26 protein-coding genes are annotated in these 26,019 nt (G+C 67.3%); 8 read left to right on the plus strand and 18 right to left on the minus strand.

What is annotated here, in order from left to right; genetic code table 11:
- Window positions 1-4: 4 nt before the first annotated feature.
- From ACH34W_RS06650 to ACH34W_RS06670, 5 genes are all read right to left on the minus strand, one after another.
- A complete protein-coding gene (locus ACH34W_RS06650) occupies window positions 5-2,080 on the minus strand; it encodes a hypothetical protein (RefSeq protein ID WP_395959806.1) in 2,076 nt (691 codons plus the stop codon).
- A gap of 122 nt (window positions 2,081-2,202) precedes the next feature.
- Window positions 2,203-3,882, minus strand: a complete 1,680-nt coding sequence (gene rmuC / locus ACH34W_RS06655; protein WP_395959807.1) for a DNA recombination protein RmuC — start codon at window positions 3,880-3,882, stop codon at window positions 2,203-2,205.
- A gap of 426 nt (window positions 3,883-4,308) precedes the next feature.
- Complete coding sequence (locus tag ACH34W_RS06660; protein WP_395960061.1) at window positions 4,309-4,569, minus strand: DUF397 domain-containing protein; 261 nt, start codon at window positions 4,567-4,569, stop codon at window positions 4,309-4,311.
- 9 nt (window positions 4,570-4,578) lie between these two features.
- Window positions 4,579-4,794 carry a DUF397 domain-containing protein gene (locus ACH34W_RS06665; protein WP_395959808.1) on the minus strand — a complete coding sequence of 72 codons (216 nt, stop codon included), beginning with the start codon at window positions 4,792-4,794 and terminating at the stop codon, window positions 4,579-4,581.
- A gap of 14 nt (window positions 4,795-4,808) precedes the next feature.
- Entirely contained in the window at window positions 4,809-5,669 is an 861-nt protein-coding gene (locus ACH34W_RS06670; protein WP_395959809.1) for a helix-turn-helix domain-containing protein, read from the minus strand.
- 216 nt (window positions 5,670-5,885) lie between these two features.
- Here ACH34W_RS06670 and ACH34W_RS06675 point away from each other — a divergent pair, with 216 nt between their 5' ends.
- Together ACH34W_RS06675 and ACH34W_RS06680 are read left to right on the plus strand one after the other, a co-directional pair.
- Window positions 5,886-6,164: a hypothetical protein gene (locus ACH34W_RS06675; protein WP_395959810.1), complete on the plus strand. Its 279-nt coding sequence runs from the start codon at window positions 5,886-5,888 to the stop codon at window positions 6,162-6,164.
- A gap of 700 nt (window positions 6,165-6,864) precedes the next feature.
- Window positions 6,865-7,335 carry an ATP-binding protein gene (locus ACH34W_RS06680; RefSeq protein WP_395959811.1) on the plus strand — a complete coding sequence of 157 codons (471 nt, stop codon included), beginning with the start codon at window positions 6,865-6,867 and terminating at the stop codon, window positions 7,333-7,335.
- Window positions 7,336-7,481: 146 nt separating this feature from the next.
- On the opposite strand, the gene ACH34W_RS06685 is transcribed toward ACH34W_RS06680, so the two are convergent.
- The 6 genes from ACH34W_RS06685 to ACH34W_RS06710 are packed head-to-tail and all read right to left on the minus strand — an operon-like array spanning window position 7,482 to window position 12,011.
- The gene (locus tag ACH34W_RS06685) at window positions 7,482-8,042 is read right to left on the minus strand and encodes a class IV adenylate cyclase (RefSeq protein ID WP_395959812.1); all 561 of its coding nucleotides are present in this window, start codon (window positions 8,040-8,042) and stop codon (window positions 7,482-7,484) included.
- Window positions 8,042-8,695, minus strand: a complete 654-nt coding sequence (locus ACH34W_RS06690) for a hypothetical protein (RefSeq protein WP_395959813.1) — start codon at window positions 8,693-8,695, stop codon at window positions 8,042-8,044. The genes ACH34W_RS06685 and ACH34W_RS06690 overlap by 1 nt, the downstream gene beginning before the upstream one ends.
- Before the next feature lie 27 nt (window positions 8,696-8,722).
- Window positions 8,723-9,625, minus strand: a complete 903-nt coding sequence (locus ACH34W_RS06695; protein WP_395959814.1) for a radical SAM protein — start codon at window positions 9,623-9,625, stop codon at window positions 8,723-8,725.
- A gap of 28 nt (window positions 9,626-9,653) precedes the next feature.
- The gene (locus ACH34W_RS06700; protein ID WP_395959815.1) at window positions 9,654-10,049 is read right to left on the minus strand and encodes a hypothetical protein; all 396 of its coding nucleotides are present in this window, start codon (window positions 10,047-10,049) and stop codon (window positions 9,654-9,656) included.
- The gene (locus ACH34W_RS06705; RefSeq protein WP_395959816.1) at window positions 10,046-11,416 is read right to left on the minus strand and encodes a diaminopimelate decarboxylase family protein; all 1,371 of its coding nucleotides are present in this window, start codon (window positions 11,414-11,416) and stop codon (window positions 10,046-10,048) included. The genes ACH34W_RS06700 and ACH34W_RS06705 overlap by 4 nt, the downstream gene beginning before the upstream one ends.
- A complete protein-coding gene (locus tag ACH34W_RS06710) occupies window positions 11,364-12,011 on the minus strand; it encodes a hypothetical protein (protein ID WP_395959817.1) in 648 nt (215 codons plus the stop codon). The genes ACH34W_RS06705 and ACH34W_RS06710 overlap by 53 nt, the downstream gene beginning before the upstream one ends.
- 295 nt (window positions 12,012-12,306) lie before the next feature.
- Here ACH34W_RS06710 and ACH34W_RS06715 point away from each other — a divergent pair, with 295 nt between their 5' ends.
- Window positions 12,307-16,038 (plus strand): NB-ARC domain-containing protein, encoded by a 3,732-nt coding sequence (locus ACH34W_RS06715; RefSeq protein ID WP_395959818.1) that lies wholly within the window; start codon window positions 12,307-12,309, stop codon window positions 16,036-16,038.
- An 11-nt stretch (window positions 16,039-16,049) separates the two neighbouring features.
- The gene (locus ACH34W_RS06720) at window positions 16,050-17,267 is read left to right on the plus strand and encodes a damage-control phosphatase ARMT1 family protein (protein WP_395960062.1); all 1,218 of its coding nucleotides are present in this window, start codon (window positions 16,050-16,052) and stop codon (window positions 17,265-17,267) included.
- Here the strand turns inward: ACH34W_RS06720 and ACH34W_RS06725 are convergent.
- From ACH34W_RS06725 to ACH34W_RS06740, 4 genes are all read right to left on the minus strand, one after another.
- Window positions 17,252-17,389, minus strand: a complete 138-nt coding sequence (locus tag ACH34W_RS06725) for a hypothetical protein (protein ID WP_395959819.1) — start codon at window positions 17,387-17,389, stop codon at window positions 17,252-17,254. The two genes, ACH34W_RS06720 and ACH34W_RS06725, sit on opposite strands and share 16 nt — an antisense overlap.
- A gap of 125 nt (window positions 17,390-17,514) precedes the next feature.
- Complete coding sequence (locus ACH34W_RS06730) at window positions 17,515-17,901, minus strand: B3/4 domain-containing protein (RefSeq protein ID WP_395960063.1); 387 nt, start codon at window positions 17,899-17,901, stop codon at window positions 17,515-17,517.
- The gene (locus ACH34W_RS06735; RefSeq protein ID WP_395959820.1) at window positions 17,802-18,206 is read right to left on the minus strand and encodes a hypothetical protein; all 405 of its coding nucleotides are present in this window, start codon (window positions 18,204-18,206) and stop codon (window positions 17,802-17,804) included. The genes ACH34W_RS06730 and ACH34W_RS06735 overlap by 100 nt, the downstream gene beginning before the upstream one ends.
- A 7-nt stretch (window positions 18,207-18,213) precedes the next feature.
- Window positions 18,214-18,825: a LysE family translocator gene (locus ACH34W_RS06740; protein ID WP_395959821.1), complete on the minus strand. Its 612-nt coding sequence runs from the start codon at window positions 18,823-18,825 to the stop codon at window positions 18,214-18,216.
- Window positions 18,826-18,854: 29 nt separating this feature from the next.
- Here ACH34W_RS06740 and ACH34W_RS06745 point away from each other — a divergent pair, with 29 nt between their 5' ends.
- The gene (locus ACH34W_RS06745) at window positions 18,855-20,318 is read left to right on the plus strand and encodes a PLP-dependent aminotransferase family protein (protein WP_395959822.1); all 1,464 of its coding nucleotides are present in this window, start codon (window positions 18,855-18,857) and stop codon (window positions 20,316-20,318) included.
- Between the two features lie 12 nt (window positions 20,319-20,330).
- Here the strand turns inward: ACH34W_RS06745 and ACH34W_RS06750 are convergent, their stop codons facing one another.
- Together ACH34W_RS06750 and ACH34W_RS06755 are read right to left on the minus strand one after the other, a co-directional pair.
- Window positions 20,331-21,062 (minus strand): GAF and ANTAR domain-containing protein, encoded by a 732-nt coding sequence (locus ACH34W_RS06750; RefSeq protein WP_395959823.1) that lies wholly within the window; start codon window positions 21,060-21,062, stop codon window positions 20,331-20,333.
- A 106-nt stretch (window positions 21,063-21,168) separates the two neighbouring features.
- Window positions 21,169-21,720, minus strand: a complete 552-nt coding sequence (locus ACH34W_RS06755) for a uridine kinase (RefSeq protein WP_395959824.1) — start codon at window positions 21,718-21,720, stop codon at window positions 21,169-21,171.
- Window positions 21,721-21,776: 56 nt separating this feature from the next.
- Between ACH34W_RS06755 and ACH34W_RS06760 the strand changes: the two genes are divergently transcribed.
- Window positions 21,777-23,174 carry an acyl-CoA synthetase gene (locus tag ACH34W_RS06760; protein ID WP_395959825.1) on the plus strand — a complete coding sequence of 466 codons (1,398 nt, stop codon included), beginning with the start codon at window positions 21,777-21,779 and terminating at the stop codon, window positions 23,172-23,174.
- Between the two features lie 5 nt (window positions 23,175-23,179).
- On the opposite strand, the gene ACH34W_RS06765 is transcribed toward ACH34W_RS06760, so the two are convergent.
- The gene (locus ACH34W_RS06765) at window positions 23,180-23,983 is read right to left on the minus strand and encodes a carbon-nitrogen hydrolase family protein (protein WP_395959826.1); all 804 of its coding nucleotides are present in this window, start codon (window positions 23,981-23,983) and stop codon (window positions 23,180-23,182) included.
- A 162-nt stretch (window positions 23,984-24,145) separates the two neighbouring features.
- On the opposite strand from ACH34W_RS06765, the gene ACH34W_RS06770 reads away from it, so the two are divergent.
- Together ACH34W_RS06770 and ACH34W_RS06775 are read left to right on the plus strand one after the other, a co-directional pair.
- Window positions 24,146-25,087, plus strand: a complete 942-nt coding sequence (locus ACH34W_RS06770; RefSeq protein ID WP_395959827.1) for an ABC transporter ATP-binding protein — start codon at window positions 24,146-24,148, stop codon at window positions 25,085-25,087.
- A complete protein-coding gene (locus ACH34W_RS06775; RefSeq protein WP_395959828.1) occupies window positions 25,084-25,932 on the plus strand; it encodes an ABC transporter permease in 849 nt (282 codons plus the stop codon). Before ACH34W_RS06770 ends, ACH34W_RS06775 begins: the two co-directional genes overlap by 4 nt.
- Window positions 25,933-26,019 lie beyond the last annotated feature (87 nt).

Raw genomic sequence — 26,019 nt, forward strand, 5'->3', positions numbered from 1 at the left:
ATCGTCACTGAACGTAGTCGTTCAGGGTGAGTGTTCCATCGGTAAGGCCGCTTGAGGCCAGTGCCCGCAGTTCGTCGAGGGCGGCGATCTCGCGGCGGGCGAGGGCCTTGCGGTCCTCCAGTTCGGCCAGGAGGCGGTCGAAGCGTTCGAGATCGGGAGTGGGCAACAACGGCAGGCGCAGTTCGACCGGGCGTAGGACTGGGCGGAGCGATCCCTCGGCGCGTGCGGAGAGGTTGAGCAGGGCGGCGAGGACCCGGGGGGTGAAGTGCCGTCTGCCGGCCTCGGTGATGCGCAGGACACGCGCCGGGAACTCGATCACTGAGTAGCCCTCGTGGTCAACGATCGCAGCCGGGCGAGGAACCGTTGTCATGATGACATCGCCGGGGAGGCTGCGTTTGGCGTTGGGATGCTTTTGTTCGAACGTCAGACGGTCGATGCGGCGGCTGCCGAGGGAAGAGTCCTCGGTGATCTCGGGAGGCCCGATAAGCGGGTACGACGTCGCGGAGGCCAAGAAAACGACCGTGCGGATGTCGGCGCGAGCGATCCGGGTACCGCTGCGGAACGCCAATGAACTGGTCCGGGCACGGGCGCCGATGGTCAGGTCGCCGACCGTCCGGGTTGCGGGCGGCCGCGGCCGGGCAGCGGCAGCCAGGCCGGCATTCAACTTCGGTGCGTCAGGGCGGGACTCCCAGAGCACACGTTCCAGGTCGAGCGCACGGGCGACACGTTCGGGGGTCTGAAGGACGACCTCGTCCATCGTGGGCAGATAGCGGGGGACGAGCGGTGGCAGCTGCCGAGGGGCGTCCCGTGTGGGGTCGGTGAGCAGCGCCTGGATCGGGGTCGCCACGGTGTGGACGCGGCCGTGTGCCTCGGTGGCGAAGTCGGCGTTACGCCAGGCCAGAACGTCAGTCGTCAGGGCGTCAATCAGTGCTGGGCTGAGGGGGCGCTGGGAGACGTCGGCCAGCAGCACCCTGCCGCGCTCCCCTTCGGTGGTGTTCTTGGACAATACCCACAGTGCTACCTCGTAGCCGGGACGGTAGGGAATCAGGCCACCGGGAAGGCGGATGGCGGCCTTGACCGTCCCGGTACGCAGCAGCGCCTCGCGATACTCGGCGGCCTGGCTGTGCAGGGTGAGGGCGGATGTGGTGTCGGCCGGGGCGACAACGATTGCGGTAGCCCCATTCGGCATGCGCTGGTACAGGTCATGCAAGGCCGCCAGGCCCTGGTCTGGAGTGCGTTCTTCGGAGGGGCGGTAGGGGAGGAGCGTGACGATCAGGTCGGGGTCCGACGCGGGGGCGTCGATTTCCGGTACCGCGACGTCCTCATCGGGGAGGTCGAGGACGGCCAGGCGGCGGCGAAGGAGTCGGGCCTGGGCGGCGTCGGGGGAGTGAGCGGTGACGCGGAGCGTCTGGTCCTCACGGAGCTGCTCGGCGATCGCGACGACCAGGTCCCCGACGCCGGCATTGGGGTCGGCCAGGTGCAACGCCCCCCTGCGGTCGGCGAGCGCGGATGCGTCGCAGAGCTGAGCGACCAGGGTCTGCAGCGGGGACGACAGGCGGTTGGCCGACAGATCGGTAGCGCCGAGGCGGTCTCGGACCTCCATGACCCGTTCGAACGCACCACGCGTGCTCCAGGCGGCTTCTACCAACTCGTCCGCGATACCCGGCAGCCAAGCGGCGCGGAGCCGCATGAGCTGCTGGATCTCGGACGCCAGAAAGCCGTCGTCGGGGTCGGCGCGGGAGGACAGGTCGCGCAGGTGCAGGTTCGGGTTGGTGGCCTGCTGCTCCAAAGGCTCGTCACTCGTACGGTGCCGCAGACAGATCAGCGAGGTCAGGGCAGGGACGAGCGTGTTCGAGGGCAGGTCTGCGCCGAGCCGGGCAAGGGTGTAGACCCGCAGGTCGCCCTCGACCTCCGCGCGTTCCGCGCGGCCAGTCGCCACCAGCCAGTCGACGATCTCCGCGCCGTCGAAGAGCAGCTGACCCCGCTCTTTCGCCACTGGTTCCGGGAATTCAGGGTGTCGACGCCGCCAGGTGCTGACGACCGGCCGCTTGACCTTGGCCAGCTCAGCGATCTCAGTCATCGACATCCACTGCGCCCTGTTGTGTGCAACCGTCACATCAGCACCTCCTCTCGCGAACGACTGCCTCGACATTACGAGAAAATGGGACACCTTGCTGATCTTTTGCCTGATAAGGGGGATTATCAGGCAGATTCCGGCTCGTCGTTCGATGCCTCCAAGGGCACGACCGAGGCGTCGCCTCCATCCGCTTGCAGCAGCTCAGGGGCCTTCAACGCCCGGGTCGTCGAGTCGACGGTCTCCAGGTACTTCACGTCCTCGGTCACAACCTTCAACTCCTTGAACCGTCGGGCCGCAGGAAGGACGTTGCGCTCCATCGAGCCGATCGCGGCGTTGTAGTGCTTCACCGAGGTGTCGAGAGAGCGGCCGAGTTTGTCCAGGTGTCCGCTCAACGTGCCGAGCCGCTTGTAGATCTCCAGGCCCAGCCGGCGTACCTGCTCCGCGTGCTCCTTCATCGCGGCCTCTGCCCAGGCCAGTTCGATCGTGCGGAGCATCGGCAGCAGCACCGTCGGCGAGGCGATCACGATGCGCCGCTTGAAGGCGTACTCATACAGGCCAGGGTCCTTGTCCAGCACGGCCTGCAGCAGAGCCTCGCTCGGCAGGAACATCAGCACGAACTCGGGGCTGCCAGCGACCTTTTCGAAGTACTCCTTGGCCGCCAACGAGTCCACGTGCCTGCGGACCTGGCGCGCGTGCTCTCTCAACAGCCGGTCCCGCTCGGCGTCATCGGCCGCTTCAAGCGCTTCCAGGAACGCCTTCAGGGATACCTTCGCGTCGATGACGATGTTGCGCCCACCGGTCATGTGGATCACCGCGTCCGGCCGCCGGATGCTCCCGTCACCCGTCACGTGGACCTGAAGGTCGTAGTCGCAGTGCTCACGCATGTTGGCCAGCTCGAAGGCGCGCTTGAGCTGCATCTCGCCCCACTGCCCCCGGACCTGCGGCTTGCGCAGAGCCTCGACCAGCGCCTCGGTCTGCTCACGGCTACGCAGGTTTTCCGCGGTGAGCTGCCTGATCTGCTCGTCCAGCCGCGACTCGGTCGAGGTGCGCTTGGTGTCGAACTCGCGGATGTGCTGCTCCAGCTCCCGCAGTTTCTCGGTGACCGCGCGGGTGGCGGTGCCGAGCTTGTCGTCAGCGGTGGCTGCCAGTTTCTCCTGGGAGGTGCTCAGCATCTTGGCGACAGCGGCCTCGATCTGCTCGGCCTGAAGGCGGCTCTGTTCATCGCGGAGCTGTTGGAGTTGCTTCTGGGCCGCCGCGACCTCGGCGCGCTGCTTCTCCAACGTGGCCCGCTCGGTGCGCAGCTTCTCGAGGTTCGTGGTGTGGTCGTTGATAAGCCGGTCCTTCTCGGTAATTGAGCCCCGGAGCTCGGCCTCGACCTTGCCGGCGCGGTCCAGCGCGGTCTCCTTCTCGTAAACCTGACGGCGGCTGGTCTCCAGAGACTCCTTGAGCAGCTCAAGGTCTGCCTCGGCCCGTTGGTACTTCTCACGGACGCTCTTGAGCTCGGCGTTCAACTGACCGATATGTTCGGTCGCGGTCTGCAGCTTGGCGGTCTGCTCAGTCCACGCAGCTTCGCGCTTGCGGAGGGACTCACGGACGTCATCCCGCTCGGCCCGGACGTCGCTGTACTGGGTGCGTGCCTGGTCGCGCTGCTCCTCGGCGAGCTTCAGCGCCGTCTGAAGGCGGCTCTGCTCTTCGCGCCACCGGTCGCGGTCAGCGTTGAGGCGGACGCGGGCGATCAGGTAGCCGAGCGCGCAGGAGACGACGCTGGCCAGGAGCAGGATCGTGGCTGTGGTGACTGAGTTCATGTCCTGGTACCTCCGGGGAAGCTCGACGGCTGAAGGAACAGCCCGTTCTTGTCACTCAGGACTCAGGGGTCTCGCGATGCCCCTGAATAGCGAGCGCCCCGACTGTATGGCTAAGCCAAGGAAGGCTGCTTTGATAAGCCTGATAAGTCGGGTTATCGATGCTGACGAACAAAAGTGCTGGTTCGCGCGATCGTCCGTTCTCCGAGAGCCGTCGCAGGCGGCGTCCAGGTGTAGGGGACCGTTGAGGCGAAGAACCTGCGGGAGCAGTTGGCAGCGGTGTCGGGCGACGTAGCATGCACGTCGCGGTGCTAGCCGAGGTCCTGGGCGCCTACCGCTACATCGTGATCGTGAAGGTGCTCGGACATGATGAGTCCGAGCATTGGGGCCGCAAGGGGTCGGTTAGGCGTAGGTCGGCGCAGTGACGGCCTACAGGTCGTAGCGTCCGCTGCGAACAACGCTGGCGAACGAACGCCACGCGGTGGTTCCAAAGACGAGCTTGGGGCCGTCTGAATCCTTGGAGCCGCGAACGGCTATGGCCGTCTCCAGGTGAGATCTCGACGCCTTCGTCGGTGCTGCGGCTGCTCTTGCGCCAGGTGACGTGGGAGAACTCCATCGTGATGATCGGTGTTCCTTGTTCGTACCCGGCTTGCGACGGGTGCAGGGGCTCGACGTCTCAGCTCGGACTATCCAGCAAGGTCAACAGGTGCCCTTGATGTCGCGGAGGAGGGCGTGCCATTGCCCGGGATTCAGCGCGAGGGCGGGGCCCTCTGGATCCTTGGAATCGCGCATGAGGTAAAGGGCGTCGGTGCCGGGGCTGCTCATGGTCCGGATGCCAACTTCGATGCAGGCATTGGAGCCTTCGCTGTAGCTGCTCTTGCGCCACGCGGCGCGGGTGAGGTCGGGTGCGGTCATCCCTGCGCCCCCTTTCACTCCTTCAGCTGCTCAGCCCGGTTGACGATCAGCTCGACGGACTCATCCGGGCCGAGAGCAATGGCGCGTAGTTGGTTGAAAGCAAGGTTATAGCGGTGTACGTGGCTTTCGTCCTCCGCGTACAGGCTGCCGGTCATGGTCTCCAGGTAGACGACGTCGGTGTCGTACCGGCCCGGGAACTTCATGATCGAGAATGTGCCGGACAGTGCTGGGTGCGCCTCAGGTCGCGTGTACAGGACCTGGACGGTGACGTTGGGGCGCTGGGCGAGCTCGGCGACGCTCAGGAGTTGCGTTCGCATCACCTTGGGGCCGCCGATAACGCGCTCCAGGACGGACTCATCGATTACGGTCCAGAGCGAGAAGGGCTCATCTCGTGACAGGATCTCTTGCCGGTTCATCCGGACTTCGACGCGTCGGGTGACCTCCTGCGGCGGGGCCAGCGACATCAAGCCGCTTCGGATGACGCGCTCGGCGTACTCCGGCGTCTGCAGCAACCCATGGAAGACCATCGCCTCGTAGCACTCCAGGCCTGAAGCCTCGGCCTCCAAGCTCAGGTAGTTGGTCAGCTCGGTGGAGAGCGCACCGGCGTACGTATCCCACCAGCCTGTTTCGCGCGATGAGCGGGCAAGGCTCAGCAGTCGTTCGCGGTGTTCACCTTTGACGCCGTAGAGGTCGAGAAGCTCTGCCAGTTCACCGATTTTGACTCGGCGCTTGTGTGTCTCGATCCGGCTGAGCATGCTGATCGACCAGCCCAGACGCTTGTTGACCTCGACGAGGGTCAGGCCGGCGGCGTCGCGCGCCTTCTTGATTTCAGTGACGAGTCGGCGTTCCCGGATGTTCGGTGATCGCTCAACCATCGATGGCCACCTGCTGAAGGGCGTAGGGGTACGGCTACGGAGTGGCATCAACCTAGCGCACAGGGCCCTGCCCTCGTGTTTGAAAAATTTGCAGAAACAGCTTGTGTGATGTTTTCAGTGAGAGCACCATGGGGTCAGCGACAGTAACTCAACGTAGGTGCGCGGTTGCGAAGTGATCAGGGGTGACCGCGCTCTCAGAGCGAAGGGCGCCAGACGATGACAGCGCACCAACACCCGCACGCACTGCGGTTTCGGCTCCTGGTTGATCTCTGCTACGCGCTCGGCGAGCAGGGGTGCGCCTCGATGCTGTTCAACCCACTGCGCGGTGAGACGGCTCTGTACGTGCCGTATCCGGACAGGCCGAGACAGAGGCTCGGGGTGGGGGCCATCGAGGACCGAGGACGCTGGATGTTCACCTACGGCCGAGAGTGGAGTCTCGCAGACAACGCCGACGAGACCGCCGCCCGCATCGTCGCTGCGGTGAGGACTCGATGACCAGCCAACGAGGCCTCGGAGTTCGCGCCGCACCGTGACCCTGATCTTCAAGAGCTGGGCGATCCGGTCGTGGTGCTTCCCGTGCGCGGCGGAGAACACGTGACGATCATGGCCTGCTACGAGGATGAGCAGGGCTACTACATACACCTGGGGGCACGCCCGCCGCGTCCCAATCGGCCCCGGCGCAGCCCAATCGATAACCGAGGCGGTGGCCAGATGAACCTTCAAGGCCCGTAACCCGCAGTCGGTTCAAGCCGCCGCGCGGCCGGATGCAAGTTTCCAGGCTCGGCCGGCCGCGCGGCTTCCATCCCCCTCAATGGAGGACGTACATGAGAATACGTCGGGCGCCGCGAGCATCAGAGGTGAACGCTCGTGGCAGACTCCGTCACCTCGACGACCTGGCATGGGTACTATCCACCGCGGGCTGGGCAAGCGAGACCCACTACGACGGTGCTATACCGCGCCTTCGGGTATTCGACCTATCGCTCCCCGGGGTTGGGGAGACCATCACTATCCGCCCGCACGGGCCCCTCCGGCGGCCGTGGTTTCATTCCAGTGCGGGAGAGCCCCTCAGCCGGTGCCGTGACCTGTCCGTGGCGGCGGCGCGGATCACCATATTGCTCGCGCCGTGCAGGCTGGCGGCCGTGCGGCTCGCGAGCTCTCCAGGGCTCCGAGCTGTACGAGAGCATGCAGCGAAGTCATGACTGCGGACGCGGAGAACACCACCACTGCAGAGCACCAGGTCGCGCCCCACATCTCAGCGACTCGTTGTGACGATGGCTCCGGCAGCGAGATGCGTCTGCTGGGAGCCAGGTCCTTCCCGGCGGCACCCGAGCAGGTCGCAGAAGCGCGGCGATGGTTCACCGAGCGGCTCGGCGCCACGCATCCGGCCTGCGGCGACATGACGCTGCTTCTCTCGGAGACGTTCACGAACGCCTATCTGCACAGCGATGGAGCCAAGATCGAGGTCAGCGTCTTCTCGGGCGACCACGCCGTACGCGTCGAAGTTCTCGACGAGGGAGGCCAGAGCTTGCCTCACCACGTCGACGACGCGTGTGGCGAGGGAGGACGTGGGCTACCCATCATTCGTGCGCTGGCTGACGAGTGGGGCTACGAACGGCTCGATGGGGGACTGAAGGTGTGGTTCAACGTCCTGATGTCGCCCGCATGAAGCACCGGGCTCGGCGAGGGGATGAGGCGGGCGCTCCGGCGGGGCTGTCTCACGGAGACTCGCTGAGCCCGGTTCCTCCTCCCGGGCGTGCAGACCAGCGGCGAGGAACCGGCAGCGTCCGGCCATGTTGTTCCTCCCTGTAGGCCTTATTCGGCTGCGGCGTCGAAGACTAGGGTCGGCTCGGCAAGGATGTCGCGGCCGAGGCGGTCCAGATAGACCTCGTCAACACTTCCGAAGGTGGCGGCGGCGAAGTCCAGGTCGAGCTCGTGGGCAGCGGCCCGGACGGCCTGCTCGCCGGGACCCTCGATCTCCAGGAAGGTGGGAAGGTCCGGCCAGGTGTCGATGTCGTAGGTCACGCCGTCCAGCTGCCACTCCTCGCGGTAGTTCTCTTGGTAGCGCAGCGCGGTGAAGCCCATGGCCTCCAGGAGCTGGCGAGCTTGCTGGAAGTCGGAGACGGCGACTTCGGCTTCGAGGATGCTGTCGATCGCTGACTCTTCGGCGGCGGTCTGCTTATAGGTGAGGGTGACCTTGTCGCCCTGGTCGCGGAGCCTGAGCCACCCGCCCTTAGCGGTGATGTCGTCGTTCTTGAACACGATCCGGCGCATCAGTGTGCGGGGCAGCGTCTGCTTTGCCCCTCGGGCCTTGAGCCGGTCGGTGATCGCTTGGGCGTTGATGTCGCAGAAGCGGGCCTCGTACTCGGGCTCCATCAAGACTCTCTTTCGTGTTCAGGGCGCCGGGCGATGACCAGGCCCATGCGGTGGACGTGCTCGTTGAGCTGCTCGACGTGGGGTGCTTCGACGAAAGGCGGGGTGTAGGCCTCCCAAAGGATCTGCCAGCCCGGGAGGTAGCGCCGGACCTCGCCGGCCTCCAGGTAATGCTCGATGCCATGGTGACGTGGCTCAACGGGCATCATGAACTCCGCGCCGAGCACACCTCTGGGCTGTGCGCACAAGCCCTTCATCCTATTGATGAAGTCGGCGAGGGGGCGGTCATGATTGGCTGAGTAGTGCCATGAGCAGCTGGTCCAGACTGCATCGGCGGGTTCCGGCGTGTCGTCCAGGTCCAGGAGATCGCCTTCGATCACTTCGACCTGAGCTTCCAGGTGCTCGGCGGCGAGCCGGCCGCGCAGCCCGAGCATGGTCCCGTCACGCGGGCCGGGAAAAGTGACGGGGCCACCCGACAATGCGCGGAGATCTCGTTCGATCGCCCGTACGTGGAGTCCACGGTGGGCAAGCGGGACGACGAACTTGCCGTCGGATGCGCCGACGACGTAAACGGTCTTGGCGCCATCGCGTTCGAGCTGGTCTACGAAGAGGGGGAAGAAGGTCTTGGTGTCCTGCCACACACTCGTGGTGAGCATCCGTCCTCCAGAGTCTCTGCCTGGGGATCAGGCGGTGCGGTAGACGACGTCGGGGATGCGGAGGTGGAACTCGTCGGTGTCACGAGGCTCGTGGACGATGCGGCTGGCGGCTTTGTCCCAGCGGAAGGCGTGTACGTCGCGGCCGACCGCCTTGCAGGAGACGGTCAGGCCGCCGCTCGGGTCGGACTCGATGCGGTCGAGCCATCCACCAGAGACGAGGTTGGGGCAGCTTGCTTCGGGTGGCTCGGGTGATAGATCGGAGTCGTAGAGGACCTGGATGGACAGGTCCGCATCGTCGATCTCGCGGTGCAGGTCGGCGTACGCACCAGTGTCGGTGACGGCCAGGTCCGGGTTGTCGATGGCGTTGCCAACCAAACGCAGGCAGTGCAGCTTGAGTTCGCCGACTCCGTAACCTTCCAGAAGTCGAGCGAGTGGGACGACCTCGTGCAGGTTGCGGCGGGTGACCACCATGGTGGCTCCCGTGTTGACTCCGTTCAGGCGTGCCACAGTGAGCATCTGGAGTGCTCCGCGGAAGCTGCCGCGCTGGCGGATGTGGTCGTGGGTGTCTTCCAGCCCGTCCAGGGATGCGCGCATCTTGTCCAGGGCTGGGGCGAGCTCCTCGATGGTGCGCCGGAAGCCTGGGTGGGCGTTGGTGCAGATGTCGGTTTCGAGGCCGAGGCTCTTGGCGTGCTGGCAGATCTCCACGATGTGGGGGTAGAGCAGGGGCTCGCCCCCGAGGAAGGTGACGGCGTCCAGCTTGTACTCCTCGCGGAAGTGCTCCAGGAGGCTCTGTGCCTCCTGGAGGGTGTAGTGCGTGGGCTCCTTTAGGAGCTGTCCGTGGAAGCAGGTCTTGCAGGAGAAGTTGCAGCGGTAGAGCAATTGCAGGTAAAGCATCCGGACGCGGGTGATGCCGGCGATGTCGCTCAACATTGGGACTCCGTGAACTTGGTTTTCGAGGTCAAGGCCAAGGGAGGAGCTCGTCGGGCGTCGCGGTGATGATCGTGTCTTCGAGTTCCGCGACGACGATCTGGGCGACTCGTAGGTCGCGTAGTAGTTCGCGGCAGGTGCCGCACGGGGACCAGACGCGGACTCCCGTCTCGGTCCGGACGACCGCGACGCACGCCGCGATGTCGCTTTCGGCGGAGGCGAGGGCGGCGCCGAGTGCGACGGGCTCGGCGCATGTCGAGCAGTGACTGCATGACTCGGAGCGGACCTGGACGCCGGTGTAGGCCTGACCATCGAGAGTCATGACGGCGGCGGCAACTCGTGCGCCAGGATGGCGGCAGCTGGCGAGCGCGGACCGGGCGGTGGCCACCAGGCTGACCAGTTGCTGGCGCTCAAGCTCGACAGTCATGGCAGCGGCTCCGCAGGCGAGGTTGCCGGAGCCCAGAACTGCGGAGTCGTCTGGCGATCCCACAGGATTGAGCCGTCTTCGAGGTCGAAGACGGGGGGCCGGTGCCAGGCGTTGGCGACCCAGTCGCCGAGTGAGTAAGCGCCGACCGCGTCCAAGCAAACCTTCATTCCCGGACGGAGCGGCGCAGACGTCGTGACGGTGCCCAGGGTGTCGCTGCGGTGGCAGAGCGGCCCAACCAGCTCATATCGATGCTGTCCGCCGCTCCGAGGTGCCCTGCCCGTCTCGAAGCTGATCGGACGTGTCTCGTCCTGCCTCCAGCAGTGCAGGGCGTTGGTCCCAAGATCGATAACGGCGTGGCGGCGCCGACCGTCGTGACGCACGGCGATGACGCTTGCCACGGCCAGCATCGAGGGTTCGGCCACGAAGCGACCCGGCTCGACGACCAGCTGCTTGATCCCGAGAGAGCGGAGACGATCCGCGAAACGGATGAACACCGCCGAGACTCCCTGGAGGTCCGGAGCTCGTTGCGGCCTGCCGGGCGTGGGCACGCCGACCGTGCGCAGTAGTTCGAACAGCGGGCCGACGCGATGCTTGGTGACCCAACCGGACGCTAGCCCGCCGCCCATGTCCAAGGTCGTGATCGAGACCCCGTTCTGCCGGAGGCGCTCCAGCAGACGACAACCCGCGGCCAGCGCGCGTTCGTAGACGGCTGGGGAGACGAGCTGTCCACCGAGATGAAGGTGCAGGGCCTGCAACCGCACCGCAGGAAAGGCCGCCAGCTTGGTGGCGGTCTGGATGATCGCGGTTCCATTGGCCATCCAGCCGAACTTGGATGGTCCGCGTCGCCAATGAACCGAGGGATCGCGGCCGGATTCACCGGACAGGCCCGGAACGGTCACACGCAGCCCCACCGAGACTGGTGCGGCATCCGGCTTCCTCTTGGCAATGTGATCGACCTCGGTATCCGTCTCGATGTTGATCAACCGTGGGGGAGCGCTGTTTAGCACTGCTTCCAGGAGGCCGGCTTGCTTACCGATGCCGTTCACCACTATCCGTGAAGGTGGAGTGATGGCCGTCGCGAGCTCCCACTCCAGGAGTGAAGTGACCTCGGCTCCGAACCCCGCGGCTTCGACGTGCTCACAGAGGGCGGGAAGGTAGTTGGTCTTGTAGGAGTAGTAGGTCTCCACGGAGAACGGCAGCTCCGCCATGAACGAATTGAATGTGCTGATGGCATGGTCGAGGCGCTCACGGGAGAAGAAGAACGCTGGCGTTTCGCGAACGGCCGCCAGCTCAAAGGCCCGGCGGTGTGTCTCCTCAATCACGGTGCCCCACCCCAGCCGTCGCATTGATGAGCTGTTCGAGGCCATCCACGACCTGGGCGGTTTCCAGCCCGTCGGTGGTGAACATGGTCAGGTTGAAGGAGAGGTAGATTCTGCGCACCTGTTCGGCGTTGGCCTCGATCTGGCGGGCCCAGATGCTCATGCCGTGCGCGAGATCACGCTCTTCGAGGCGTCTCCGCCGTGCCTGCTCGGCGACGGTGAGCTGGACCGCTAGGTCGGGGAGTGCGGCCTCCTCCCAGTCGATCGCTGGAAGGTCCCGTACGCCGAGGGCGCTGTGCGTGGCGAGCGTCCGGTAGAAGTAGCTCTCGACAACCACGCTTCGACCGTTCGCGAGCTCCTGCCGGATGCGTTGGGAGCACGTGTAGTTGGCCATTAGCCAAAAATGCATGCGTGCCTGCACAGAGTCGCTGAGGTCAACGCGCATTCGGATCGGCTCGTACTCCTGGAGGAGAGTGCTGAGGAAGACGGCGTTGATCCGACTAGCGAGCAGCGGCGCGATGGTGCTCTTTCCGGTGCAGCTCAGCCCTTCGAGGACGATGAAGATCGGGTGTCCGGCGTGGCTTGAGGAAGCGGACGGTGGCGCAGCAGGCCTGTGATCATGGCGGTTCGCGAGCGGTGTCATCGGTGAGCGGGTCCTCTGCGTCGTAAGGCGGGGCCAGGGGGGCGGGTTGGCTGGGCCCGTTCGAAGAGACGGTTTGGCTCGTGCTGACTCCATGGTCATGGCGAGCGGCTGGAAGGTCGTCCCCGGAGATAAGAACAAATCGTCCGGCGTAAGGAAAACGCTGACCTGCGCTTACGTGCCATGCCTGGACAAGAAGTACTCATTTGCGCGGCTTATTCGTACTCAGGTTGATTGGCGCGGGTCAGACGCGAGTTAGGATTTCCGCCAAATGCGCTTGATCAACTGAGGGGACGTTGTGAGCGCGGAACCCAGGCCGGGCAGCAAGCCTTACCGGGACCGATTGAGGGCGAGGCTGCTGGGACTCGGCTTCGACGATCGCCGCATCACTGAGCAGGTCTGCGCCGACCTCATCCAGCACTGCGGCCGGCGCCCGCGCGAGGCGTGGCGGTTGGCGAACGAGCTGTCGCTTGACGAGGCCGCCATGCGGTTCAACGCGGCTCTCGGAGACCCAAAGGCCCCGATGCGCAAGGGGCGGATCTGGGACTACGAACGCTGGCCCTCGGCGGGCGCCCGCCCCACGCTCAAGACCCTGCGGATTCTGGCTCGGGTGTACGGCACGAGTTGGGCCAGGCTGATCGACCTCGCTGACCTGGACCGGATGCCTGAAGAAGACCGGGACGCCTACCACAAAGTCGTCGCCACCCAGGAAAGCGACATCATCCCCGACGGCGGTGAGGTCGCCGCTGACATGAATTCGACAACGGAGCTGGCATCCTGGGCGGTGCTCGTTCCCTCCCTGGAGCCCGGCATGGTCGACCGATCCGATCTCGACACGCTTGCTTCGTTCGTGGCCGACGCCGCAGAGGAGTCAGCGGCCAACCGAGTCGTGGCAGTATCGGGGCCGGGAGGGTTTGGCAAGACGACGCTGGCCAACCAGGCGTGCCACGATCCACGCGTTACGGACCTGTTCCCGGAGATCCTGTGGGTTGAGACAGGCGAGGAATGTACGCCGGCCCGAGTCGTACAACTGATTTCGGATCTGTGCGTTCACTTGGACGGGACGCGTCCAGGGCTGGCCGACGCAGAGCAGGCGGGATTCCACTTGGCCCGGGTCCTCGGTGACCGCCGCGCCCTGCTCGTGATCGACAATGTGTGGTCTGCCGCCGACCTCGCGCCCTTCCTCCTCGGCGGCCCCGGGTGCGTTCGCCTGGTCACCACCCGGAACGCCCGCGTATGTCCCTCTCGTACGACACAACTACGTCTGGGGCCGATGTCGCCTGGTGAGATCCGCGAACTGCTGGGTCGCAGCGTCCCGAAGCTGGCACACGCCGAGGCCGCGCATCTGGCCGATCTGTGCGGCGGGTGGCCGTTGCTTGCGACGGTGGTCAGCTCAGCGGTAGGTCAGGACGTCGCCTCTGGCGCGCCACCTAGTCGAGCCGTATCCGAGGCAGGCCGAGTTCTCGACACCCTCGGTCCGCATGCCTTCGACGTCTGGGATTCCGATCAGCGAAAGAACGCGATCGGCCACGCGATCACCTCCAGCCTGCGGAGCCTTGAAGAACACGTCGCGATCAGCGGAGGTCACGGCCTGCGGGAGCGTTATCTCTCGCTGGCGATCTTTCCGCCGGCTACGCCGATTCCATTGGCGGTGCTGTCGGCCTGGTGGGGGCGGAATCACGGCTGGACGGCCAGCGCCGTCCGGCAATTCTGCAGAGTTCTCGCAGACCGATCGCTGATCGATGCCTACCTCGCCGACCGAGATGCGATTCTCCTGCACGATGTCTTCCGGTCGCATCTACGGCACCTCGTAGGGGATGACTGGATCGAGCTGCACCGATCCGTGATCGACACCTACCGCGACGCGGCTGCCGGCGGATGGCCCGACCTCGGCTACGAGCACGAGTACATGTGGCGCTATCTGCCGTACCACTTGCAGCAAGCCGACCTTCCCGACGAGTTGCTGGACGTGCTGTCCACGCCTGCGTACATCATCAATAAGGCCGCGCATTACGGACACGAGTCCCTGGTGATCGACCGGCTCGCGGCCGAATCCACGGATCAGCGAGACTCCAGCAGATGGCAGACTTCGCTCACGCTGACCGGCAGTGGGTTCCTGCTGAGCGGCTTGACATCTCGCCGGGACATTGCGGCGACCCTCCTGGCTGCCGTCCTTCGGTCTGAAGGCGCAGGCGAGGCGGCGGACGCGCTCCGCCACCACGCCGCGAACGGCGGATTCGACGTCCGCTGGGCGGCCGTGGACGTGAACGGTGGGGGTGTTGAAGGCGGGCACGTAGGCGCCGTCACCAGCGTCGCTGCCCAGAACAATCTGGTCGCCTCGTGCGGTGAGGACGGTACGGTGCGGCTCTGGGATCTGCGAGAACGGCGACAGATTCGCAGCCATCGAGGTCACACGGGCTGGGTGTTCGCAACGGCGATCTCGCCGGATGGGCAAATCGTTGCATCGGCCGGTGACGATGGGATGATCCGCCTCTGGGGCGTTGGCACAGGCGAGCTGATCGGTGTCCTGCTCGGCCATACCCGGCGCATACGGGCCCTCGCCTTCGCGCGGGCTGGCGGGTTCCTGGTCTCAGGGGCCGAGGACGGACTGGTTTGCCTATGGGACGTTGAACGATCCAGCCTCGTGCGGACGATGAATACGTCCGGTAGTCCCGTGTGGTCGGTATCGATCGGTTGCTCCGACTCTCTGATCGTCTCTGCCGGAGAGGATGAGTTCCTGCGCCTCTACGACGCGCACACCGGAGATCTCCTGGACGAAAAGGCCGCCCACCGCGACTGGATCCGCTCGGTCACCTTCGCAACCGAGACGACGATGCTCGTCACCGGTTCAAGCGATCGATCGATGCGCGTGTGGAGTGCGGCCGACAAGAGGCTTGCACTGGTACGGCACATCGACGCGCGAACTCGGATCCGTTCCGTGGCCGCGTCCAGCCGAGGTGACCTGATCGTCGGCGCCGGAGAGGACGCGACCCTGCGTGCCTTCACCGCCGAGGGACCAGCGGGAGAGCAGCCGATGCCGCCCTCGGTGGAGTGGGTACGGACGGTCACCGTGACTCCTGACCGAAGCCTGATCGCGGGCTGCGAGGATGGCGGGCTGCGCATGTGGACGGCACGCGCTGACGACCAGCTGACCGTACTCGGGCATGGCTCCAATGCCATCTGGTCCACCGCCTTCGCCGACGACGCACGCCTTGCACTCTTCGGACGCGGCGACGGCACCATAGAGATCCGCAGTACGGCGGACGCCCAGCTCATGCGAACCCTCCGTGCCGGCGAAGGCCGCGTATGGTCCCTGGCTGCAGAGAGAGGACTCGTCGCGACGGCCTGTGGCGACGGCGCGATCCGTCTCTGGGCGTTGCTCGATGACTGGTCGCTCGTGCTCAACGAGCAGGAGACACGCACCTGGTCGGTCGCGATCAACCGCAATGGGACACGGCTCGCCGCGAGTAGCAGCGGTGGCGTCGTGCGGGTGTGGGCCCTTCCGTCCGGAGACCTGCTGTGGGAACGTCACGCTCACCAGGGACGAGTCCGTTCGCTGGCTTTCAATGCCGACGGGGAGCGGATCGTCACGGGCGGTGGCGAGGGCAACGCCCGCATCTGGCACGTACCGGACGGTCGGCAGATCGGCGAGGTGACACACACGACCAGCTGGATCCGGACTGTGGCCATAAGCGCGGACGGTATGCAGGTGGCGGTCGGGTGCGGGCCCGGCGACATCTACGTACACGACCTTGCCAAGGGCCAGACCGAAGCCCAGCTGCTCGGCCACAGCGGCCGCGTCCTCATGCTCGGCTTTGCCGCAGACCAAGGTCACTTGATCTCTGCTGCAGCTGACGGGACTGTACGGTCCTGGTCGGTCCCTGAGCAACGTCAGCTCGCCGAGGTTCGAGTGGACGCGTCCCTGCAATGCGCCGCCCACCACGCAGAAAGCCGCGTCGTTCTGGCCGGAAGCGCGGCCGGTAGCGTGGCGATCACAGTCCCCGCCCTCGGGGTAATGCGCGAGGAGTAGCCAGAGTGCCGATGCCCATTCCAGACGCCGACGCCCGCCTCATGGCCGACGAACGTCCTGTGCCAATGCCTGACGCACCGGAGCTCCTCAACAACGATCCTGAATCGTTCGCCTGGGGCGTCCTCCATGACCGAACCCCCAAGCTGATCAACCAGATCCGGGACGCGCTCCCGTACGAGCCGCGCCAGCGCCGAGCTCTGGACGAGTTGCTGGACGAGATCCGCTCTGGGACGGTGCAGCCGCTCCCTGCGAATGCACACGACAAGGCTGCATGGGATCGGTGGGGCAGCGGGTACTACGGGCTGACCTGGGAGGACCTTCCGTTCCTATGGTCGGAAAGCTACTTTTACCGGCGGCTCCTGGACGCGATCGATTTCTTCCAGCCTGGCCCCTGGTTCTGGGTCGATCCCTTCGAGCACCTGAAGACCGCCGAACTACAAGATCCCGCGTTGGAAGCCGATCTGGTTGCGCTGGATCAGGGGGCGCAGCTGCCGGTCGAAGAGCAGGCGCGGGCCAAGCTGTTGGCTTCGCTGTGGGGAAACCGAGCCGACCTAGGCTTCCGTGTCGGCATGGCCCCTGGATCAGACCATCCTGAGCAAGAGGGCCTCGTGGCCGACGACAGCGCGACCGTATGGCAAGCCTTGGAAGCCTCCGCCGGTTCCAAAGTCTGCCTTGTCGCAGACAATGCCGGCCGGGAACTCCTCGCCGACCTTGTCCTGATCGACCACTTGCTCGACCGCGGAACCGCGGTCGAGGTCGTCCTGCATGTGAAACCACAGCCCTACTACGTCTCCGACGCCGTCACAGCCGACGTCGTTGCCTGCCTACGCCGTCTGGCCGCCACCCGAGGCGAGGCCAACAAGATCGCACAGCGGCTCAAAGAAGCACTGGCCGATGGCCGCCTCGGCCTTCACACACACTGGTTCTATTGCGCGCCTTGGTCCTTCCATCGCATGCCGACGGACCTTGCCCACGAGTTCGAGCTGGTGGATCTCACCATCCTGAAGGGCGACCTCAACTACCGTCGCCTGGTCGGAGACCGTAACTGGCCGACGACAACGCCGTTCTCCGAGACCGTCGGGTACTTCCCCGGTCGCGTAGCCGCTCTACGCACGCTCAAGTCCGATGTCGTGACCGGTATCGATCCCGACGCCCTGGCGGTGCTTGACGCCACCAACTACGCCTGGCGCACCAACGGCACCCACGGGCTTGTTCAGCTACACCTCTGAGCGTCTCCACCTGGAGTGGTCCAGTACGGTTCCTGGCCCGGCTTGATCCGCTTGATCAGCAGCAGGTGCCCGACCTCGTCGATCAGGATCGCCCTGGCCGACCGCTTCACTACCGACTGCACCGAGACTCCTCACCAGCATCCCGTCCATCTCAGCAGACCAAGGTCACCACGCGGGCGAGGACGCCGCTGAGTTGGCCCAGGTTTTCGAGGCCGTCCTCGACAGCCGTTCTGCTGGGTGAGGCCCATCAGGCGTGAACGGCGAATCGGGGGCTGGCGTGGCTGAGGATCGCCGTTTCGGGTGAGGTGCCCCAGTGGGCGGCGAGTTCCTTTGCCACCGTTTCGATGAGCCGAGGGAGATCCTCAGCGGCGGTGTCGTGGAGGCCCTCGGCGACGATGAGCACGTCGGTGGTGGTGTCGCGCACGGCGGAGTGGCCGCTCTGGCGGTTGGTCCAGCGGCGGGCGTGGGATCGGCCCGCGCCGTCCGCGAAGATCACCTCGTCCGGAGCGGGGTGTTCGGTGTCGCCTCCGAACGTCAGATAGCTCTCGTCGCCGGTGGCGTGACGCACCTCCAGATCCCCTGTGATCTTGGACAGGTCCAGGGCGGCGACCGGGACGGCGAACGCGAGGGAGATCGCGTTGCAGAGGTCGACCAGCGGGTGGAGCGGGGGAGCGTGCCCTCCTTCCGGAAGCGGCGCAGCAGGGCCTCCGAGGCGCAGCGGTACTGCGTCGGCTTGAGGCCCATCGAGGCGAACGTGCGCCGCCAGGCCTGGATCTCCGGGAGGTCGCTCTCGGAAGAGGAGCCCAGCCGGTCCTTCGCCGTGGCGAAGTAGGGCGAGAGATCTGGCACGGGCGAGGCGTCGATGCCGGTGGCGGACAGGACGCCCGCGACGAGGCCGGGGTGCTCCGACCGGAGGCGTGATGAGTGCTGGAAGTACATGGGTTCCTTAGCGGGCGGCGAAGGCGAGCTTGGCGCCGAGGGAGACGAACGAACCGGCGAAGACGCGGCGCATCCAGGTCATGACGCGCGGCCTAGAGGTCACGTGCGACCGCACCGAGGCGGCCAGGATGCCGTACGCGGCGAAGACGGCGAACGTGAGCAGCATGAAGACGGCGCTCAACTCCAGCATCCGGACCAGGGAGTCAGGCTCGTCGAACCCCACGAACTGCGGCAGGAACGCGAAGAAGAACATCGTCAACTTCGGGTTCAGGATGTTGATCAGCACGCCGGAGACGATCGTCCGGGTGGTCGACCTCGGCGCCTTCTCGTCCTCCACCAGGAGCGCGTCCTTGTCCCGGAGGGTCGCCCAGGCCATGTAGAGCAGGTAGGCCACGCCCAGGTACTTCAGGGTCTGGAAGGCGACGGCGCTTGTGTGGAGCACGGCGGCGACGCCGGTGATCGTCGCCAGCATGTGCGGGACGATGCCGAGCGTGCAGCCGAACGCCGCCACGACGCTGGCGCGGCGGCCGTGGGAGAGGCCCGCCGCGAGGGTGTAGATGACGCCGGTGCCCGGCGTGGCGACCACGATGAGCGTGGTCAGCAGGAACGCGATGCTCACTCGTGCCAGCTTGGTGACACTATGGCTCGGTGAACAGGTCCAAAAGCGATGTTGACGACCGGTCCATAGGCTCGGACTTCCTCCAGCTGAACGTGGCGGAGGCTCCAGTGGGCGGGCTGTCCGAATGGCTGGCCGCGCAGCTGCGGAACGCGATCTCCGACGGGCGGCTGCCGGTCGGCGGCAGGCTGCCCGCCACTCGCGTACTGGCGGCGGAGCTGAAGGTCTCGCGCGGCGTCGTCACCGAGGCCTACCAGCGCCTGGCCGAGGTCGGCCAGGTCGTGGGCCGCGGCCGAGCAGGCACGATCGTCGTCGCAGCCCCCGTGACACCTCCTCCTCAGGCCGGTGGCAGACCGGACGCTCTCGGCGCCAGGTCGAACGCGGGTGTCTTCGACGCCGCGCCGGGCGCGGACATCTTCGACAGGGTGCGGGCCGCGCCCGCCAGGATCGACCTGTCGCCCGGCGTGCCCGATCTGACCGCGTTCCCCCGCGCCGCCTGGCTGCGCGCGGAACGTTCGGTGCTCGCCGAGCTGGCCGCCGCCGACCTCGGTTACGGCGACCCGCGCGGCGCTCCCGCGTTGCGGCAGGCCGTCGCGAACTGGCTGGCCCGCAACCGCGGGATCCGGGCGGATGCACGCGAGGTGGTGATCGTCGCCGGGACCTCCCAGGCGCTCGGCCTGCTGGCAGGCGTCCTGCGCGAGGACGGCATCGGAACCGTGGCTGTGGAGGACCCGGGCTCGCTGGGCGTACAGCAGCATCTGCGGGACGCGGGCATGCGGACCCCGCCCATAGCGGTCGACTCCCACGGCATACGGGTGGACGCGCTGCGCGCCAGCGGAGCACCCGCCGCGCTGCTCACGCCCGCCCACCAGTTCCCGACCGGCGTGGTCCTCAGCGGCGAACGGCGCCGCGCCCTCATGCAGTGGGGCGGGTTGATCATCGAGGACGACTACGACGCTGAGCACCGGTACGACCGGACGCCCGTGCCCGCGCTGAAGTCGATGCTCCCGAAGCACGTCTGCTATGCGGGCAGCGTGTCCAAACTGCTGGCCCCGGCGTTGCGGGTGGGCTGGGTGCTCGTGCCGCCCCGCTATCTGGACGCCCTCGTGGCGGCCAAGCGGTTCGCGGACCTGGGCAACGCCGTGCTGCCGCAGCTGGTGCTGGCGCGGCTGATGGAGTCGGGCCAGCTGGAACGCCACCTCCGTTCCCTCCGCCGGCGCCACCGCCACCGCCGCGACACGATGATCGAGGCCATCGAGACACATCTCCCGCAGGCGACGGTGCACGGCGCCGCCGCGGGCCTGCACCTGATGATCACGTTCGACGCGCCGGACCTGGACCTTGCCGCCGCCGCGCTGGAGCATGGCGTCAAGGTTCAGCCCCTCTCCTGGCACAACCAGCGATCGAGCCGTCAGGGCCTGGTCCTGGGCTACGCCGCCACCAACCCGGCCGGTATCAGAGACGCCGTAGCCATCTTGGGCAAACTGCTCGCCTAGCGCGGCGGTAGATCAGCTGACTGGGGGGCGTTCTGGTTCGGTGGGGATTTCTTCCCCGAGTAGTTCGGCGGCCACGTGGATGGTGCGGCGGCGGCTGCTGCGGGCGCGGGTACGGAGCTGGTCGAACGCCTCGGCGGAGCCGAGACCGCGGTCGGCCATCAGGAAGCCGATCGCGCGTTCGATCATTACGCGGTTGCGCAGGGCGTACTCCAGCTGGCGCGCCAGGGTGCCGGTGTGCTCGGCGGCGAGGGCGGCCGAGATGGTCTCCTCGATCAGGTCGGCGTACGCGGGCAGGCCGTGCAGGTCGGCTTCGTCCCAGTTGCGGGGTTTGTGTGAATGCAGGTTCAGGCAGCCGACGGGGGTGCCGGCGACCCGCACGGGCGCGCCCACCACGCCGCGTACCCCGTTCGCGTCGCGGCCGAGTGTGGCGGCCAGGCCCGGCCAGCGGTGATCGCTGAGGAGATCCGGGCAGGCGGTCACCCGGCCGTGCACGTAGGCGTCCACGCACGGGCCCTCGCCGAGCTCGGCCTGGGTGACCTCCAGCCGCCGGCCGGTCTCGTCGGTGGCCGTCACGTAGCGGAGCGCCCCGTTCCCGTCGGTGAACATGAGTCCGGCCCCGTCGCAGTCGAACAGCCGGTGGACCGCCGTGACGACCTTGCCCAGCGCACGTTGCAGATCCGCCTCGCGCGGCGGGTGCGACAACATGCGGAGGCTGGCATCGAGGGCCGCCGGATCGAGATGCATCGTGGCCTTCCTCCTACCTGACTCTTACGAATCATTGGGGGTACCCCTGAAAGGAGGCTCGACACCGAGCGAACCCGGGGACACCGGGAGGTCGGGCTGATGGCGGTCAAGGATCATCAATGGCGCCGTCGACCGTCAGATCGGCGCGTGCGCGTGTCCTGTCAGCGGCGAAGTGCCGTTCCTCACGAGCGGCCCAGCCGTCCCACGCCGCAGCCCACTCCGCGCCGTCGCGGGCCAACGCGCGCGCCCGCCGGACGGCCCTGGGCGCGTCGATCCAGATGCGGTATGCGGCAGGGGACTCCCGCCACGCCGCCCCCACGCCCTCCACGATCAGGACTGGCGTCGGCGGTATCTCCTCCTCGGCGCCGTACGAGTCGTGCCGCCAGTCGTACCGCCGCAGCCGTGCCGTACGTCCCGCGCGCAACGGGTCGAGTACCGTCGCGCACAGCGGGTCCCACCAGGTCAGCGGGTCGGCGTCCCACGGCACGCGGAAGTCGTCGGACCGGACCACCGGAGCGCCGCCGAGCGCCTCGGCCAGCGCGTCCGCCAACGTCGACTTGCCGGCGCCGCTCGGCCCGTCGACGGCCACGACCCGCACCGGCCCGCACGACGGCGGCAATCTGAGGAGCCGCGCGGCCAGCCCCCGAACATCGACCACGGGACGGAATACTCGCAGAACAGATACTGAACAGGTGCAGGGACCCGGGAGGGCGAATGATGGATCTGCTCGGCGGTGAGCGGGCCGACCATGGCGAGGCGGTGCGGGTCGGGGACCGGGCGGTGTCGCGGGAGGAATTGTTCAGCTGGGCGGCGGGCGTGGCGGCCGAGATCCGGGGCGCGGACGTCGTCGCGGTCCACGCGACGCCGACCCTGGAAACCGTCGCCGCCGTGGTGGGCGGGCTCCTGGCCGGCGTGCCGGTGGTTCCGTTGCCGCCCGACTCAGGTCCCGCCGAACGCGACCACATCCTCCGGGACTCAGGTGCCCAGTTCTTGCTGGCGGCGCGCGGTGCCTATGAAGGGGAGGGCCCGCCGGTCATCCCGGTCGATGGGCTCACCGGGAGCGGGCCGGTGGCTGACGTCCCGGCCGACGCGACGGCGCTGATCCTCTACACCAGCGGCACGACGGGCGCCCCCAAGGGCGTGCTCGTGTCCCGCGCCGCCATCGCCGCCGGCCTGGACGGGCTGGCCGAGGCCTGGGCGTGGACACCCGAGGACGTGGTCGTGCACGGACTCCCGCTCTTCCACGTTCACGGCCTGGTCCTGGGAGTCCTGGGTCCCCTGCGGGTCGGCTCGCCGCTCGTGCACACCGGACGTCCACGTGCCGAGGCTTATGCGGCGGCACGTTCGCGCGGCGGGTCCCTCTACTTCGGTGTGCCGACCGTCTGGTCGCGCGTCTGCGATGCCCCCGCCTCAGCCGAGGAACTGCGCGGTGCGCGCCTTCTGGTCTCGGGGAGCGCACCCCTGCCCGTTCCGGTGTTCGAACGCCTGGAGGCGCTGACCGGGCACCGCCCAGTGGAGCGCTACGGAATGACCGAGACCCTCATCACCGTGAGCGCGCGCGCTGACGGTGACAGACGGCCGGGGTACGTGGGTACGCCCCTCACTGGCGTGGAGACGAAGCTCGTGGCCGAAGGGGGCTCACCCAGCCCCGCCGATGGCGAGACTCCTGGCGAGCTCTATGTGCGAGCCCCGATGGTCTTCAGCGGATACCTCAACCGCCCCGAGGCCACCGCAGAGGCTCTGGGCGCGGACGGCTGGTTCCGTACGGGCGACATCGCCACGATCGGGCCCGACGGCTGGCACCGGATCGTCGGCAGGGCCTCGACTGACCTCATCAAGAGCGGCGGCTACCGGATCGGCGCCGGAGAGGTCGAGAACGCCTTGCTGGCGCATCCGGCCGTACGAGAGGCAGCCGTCATCGGCACCCCGCACGCCGACCTGGGCGAACAGGTGACCGCCTTCGTCGTGGCCGAGGGCGTCGAGAGCAAACAGCTGATCGACTTCGTTGCCGAACGTCTCTCCGCCCACAAACGCCCCCGGATCGTCCACCTGGTAGGGAGCCTGCCTCGCAACGCCATGGGAAAGGTGGTAAAAACCCGCCTCCGCACCTGAGGGTGTTAGAAGAGGTCGGGGCGGCGGTGAGCCAGGGCTGGGAGGAACTTGCGGACCTGGGACGTAACTGCGGGGTCCATGTCGGCCACCCGGACGGCGGAAAACGGCCCCAGGTCGGCGACGACCGTGCCCATGGGGTCGATGAGCTGGCTGCGGCCCACGCCGCCGGGGGCACCTCGCGGTGGCCTGGTGCGGTCGGGGGCCTTGTCCACGGCGACGACCCAGGTCGTGTTCTCGATCGCGCGGGCTCGGATGAGGGTCGTCCAGTGTTCTTCCTTGAAGACGCCCTGGGCCCAGGCGGCGGGGACGACCAGCATTTCCGCGCCCTGGTCGACCAGGGCGCGGGCGAGTTCGGGGAAGCGGACGTCGTAGCAGGTGATCAGACCGATGCGGGTGCCCGCCAGGTCGAGGACCACGGGCTTGTCGCCGGGCGCGACGTCGTCCGACTCGCGGTCGCCGAACGCGTCGAAGAGATGGATCTTGCGGTACGAGCCGGCGAGGGTGCCCGTGGAGTCGATGCCGACGACGGTGTTGTAGACCCGGCCCTCGGGGGCGGGTTCGAAGACGCCCGCGATGATGGCGGTGCCGTGCTCGCGTGCGGCCTCGCAGAGCGCGGTGACGAACGGGCCGTCCAGGGGCTCGGCGGCCGCGGTGAGGTCGTTGCCGAAGCGCACCACGGTCGCCTCGGGGAACACCGCCAAGTCGACGCCGCCCGGTGTCGCCGAGGCTTCGGCGATGGCGTCCAGCGCCGTCCGCAGGTTCTCTTTGGGGTCGTCGCCGACCGTGATCTGGCACAGGGCTACGCGCATGTCCCCAAGCGTACGTTGATCCCCCGTTGGCGCCGAGACTGCTTCGTCGGGGCGTCTGGCTGCGTACATGACAGATGTCATGCGGAGCGGGTTACAGGCGCGTCCGGAACGGGTGACAGCGGCTTCTACCGGGTGGCACTGCGGTGGCGCGAGGGTTGGCGTATGCAGACCATTCTGGTGAACGAGCTCCGTCAGCGGTACGGGGACTTCGAGGCTGTGAGCGGCATCTCGTTCGAGGTCGGGGAGGGTGAGCTGTTCGCGCTCCTCGGGACCAACGGCGCCGGGAAGACCACGACACTGGAGACGCTTGAGGGATTCCGTGACGCGCACTCCGGCACCGTGCGGGTACTCGGGCACGACCCGTACCGCGAACGCCGGGTCGTGCGGCCGCAGCTGGGGATCATGCTGCAGGAGGCCGGGTTCTTCGCGGATCTGACCGTCGCCGAGACCGTCGACCAGTGGCGCCAGTTCACGCCGTCGTCACGGGGGACGTCCCCGAGGGGCCGGGACGAGGTCCTGGCGATGGTCGGGCTGCTGGAGCAGGCAGAGGTCCGGACCAGACAGCTGTCCGGTGGGCAGAAACGCCGCCTGGATCTGGCGCTTGCGCTGCTCGGGCGTCCCCGGGTGCTGTTCCTGGACGAGCCCACGACGGGCATGGACCCCGAGGCGCGGCACGCCACCTGGAAGATCGTCCGGGATCTGGTCGCCGCCGGCACGACGGTCCTGCTGACCACCCACTACCTGGAGGAGGCCGAGCAGCTCGCCGACCGGCTGGCGATCATGCACCGGGGACGGATCGAGGTGGCCGGGACGGTGGCGGAGGTGGTGGCCGGGCAGGGTGACCGGATCACCTTCCGGGTGCCGGAACGTGTCCCGGTCGCCGACCTGCCGGCGCTGCGCGGGGCGGCCGCCGACATCGTGGTCGAGGGCGGCCGGGCCGTCGCCGGTTACCGCGTTCAGAGTCTGCAGGCGTCGCTGTACGAACTGCTGCGCTGGGCCGAGCACCATCGCCTCGAACTCGACGGGCTCCAGGCCCGCAGTGCCTCCCTGGAAGACGTCTTCCTGCGCACGGCCACCGCGATCCCGGAAGGAGCGGTCCGATGAAGTCCTCGCAGCCGATGGGCCTCTCGCGGCTCATGAACCTCGTGCAGTCGATGAGCCTCCCGCATGTGCTCGCCGTCGCCCGGCTCGATCTGAAGCTGCTGTGGCGCAATCGCAGCGTGGCCTTCTCCGTGATCGGCATGCCGCTCCTGTTCGGCGGGATGTTGTTCGGTTTCCGGGGTCAGGAGAGCGGCGGCGTGGACATGGCCCTCTTCGCCGGCACCGGCTATCTGGCGTTCTTCCTGATCTTCGCGGTCTTCATGAACCTGGTCTCGGTCTTCACCGCCCGCCGCGAGGACCTCACCCTCAAGCGGCTGCGCAGCGGCTCGCTCTCCGACGCGGAGGTGTTCGGCGGCAGCGTCGCGGTGTCGGGAGCCATCTACCTGATCCAGGCGCTCCTGCTCGTGGTGATGCTGGGCACGGCGCTGGACGGTCCGTGGCCGGCGAACCCGCTGCTGATGCTGGCCGGGATGCTCGGCGGGGTCGTGGTGTTCGCGCTGCTGGCGTTCGCGGTCTCGGGTCTGACCCCGAACGCGGACATGGCGCAGCTCACCGTGGTGCCGATCATGTTCGCCTCCATGGCCGGGTCGGGTGTGATGTTCCCTCTCGAGGTCCTGCCCACGGCCGCGCGCGAGGCGGCCGGGATGTTGCCGCTCAGCCCGCTCGTGGACATCATCCGCACCGGCTACTTCGGCCAGGACCACACCGTCGGCGGCACCCAGTCGGACATCGGCTTCGTCGAGGCGTGGGTCCGCTGCCTCAAGCCCTTCGCGGTGTTCGCCGTATGGACCGTCGTCGGTCTCTGGTCGGCCCGTCGCTGGTTCCGCTGGGAACCGCGGCACGCCTGACCAGGACCAAGCCACCTGCAACACACCTGATCAAGACCGGGCCGCCTGTCGGGCTGGATAGGGTTCCTGGCGAGAAAGGACGGAACG

Origin of the sequence: Actinomadura sp. 6N118, from assembly GCF_044326415.1 — a bacterium.
Classification (GTDB): domain Bacteria; phylum Actinomycetota; class Actinomycetes; order Streptosporangiales; family Streptosporangiaceae; genus Spirillospora.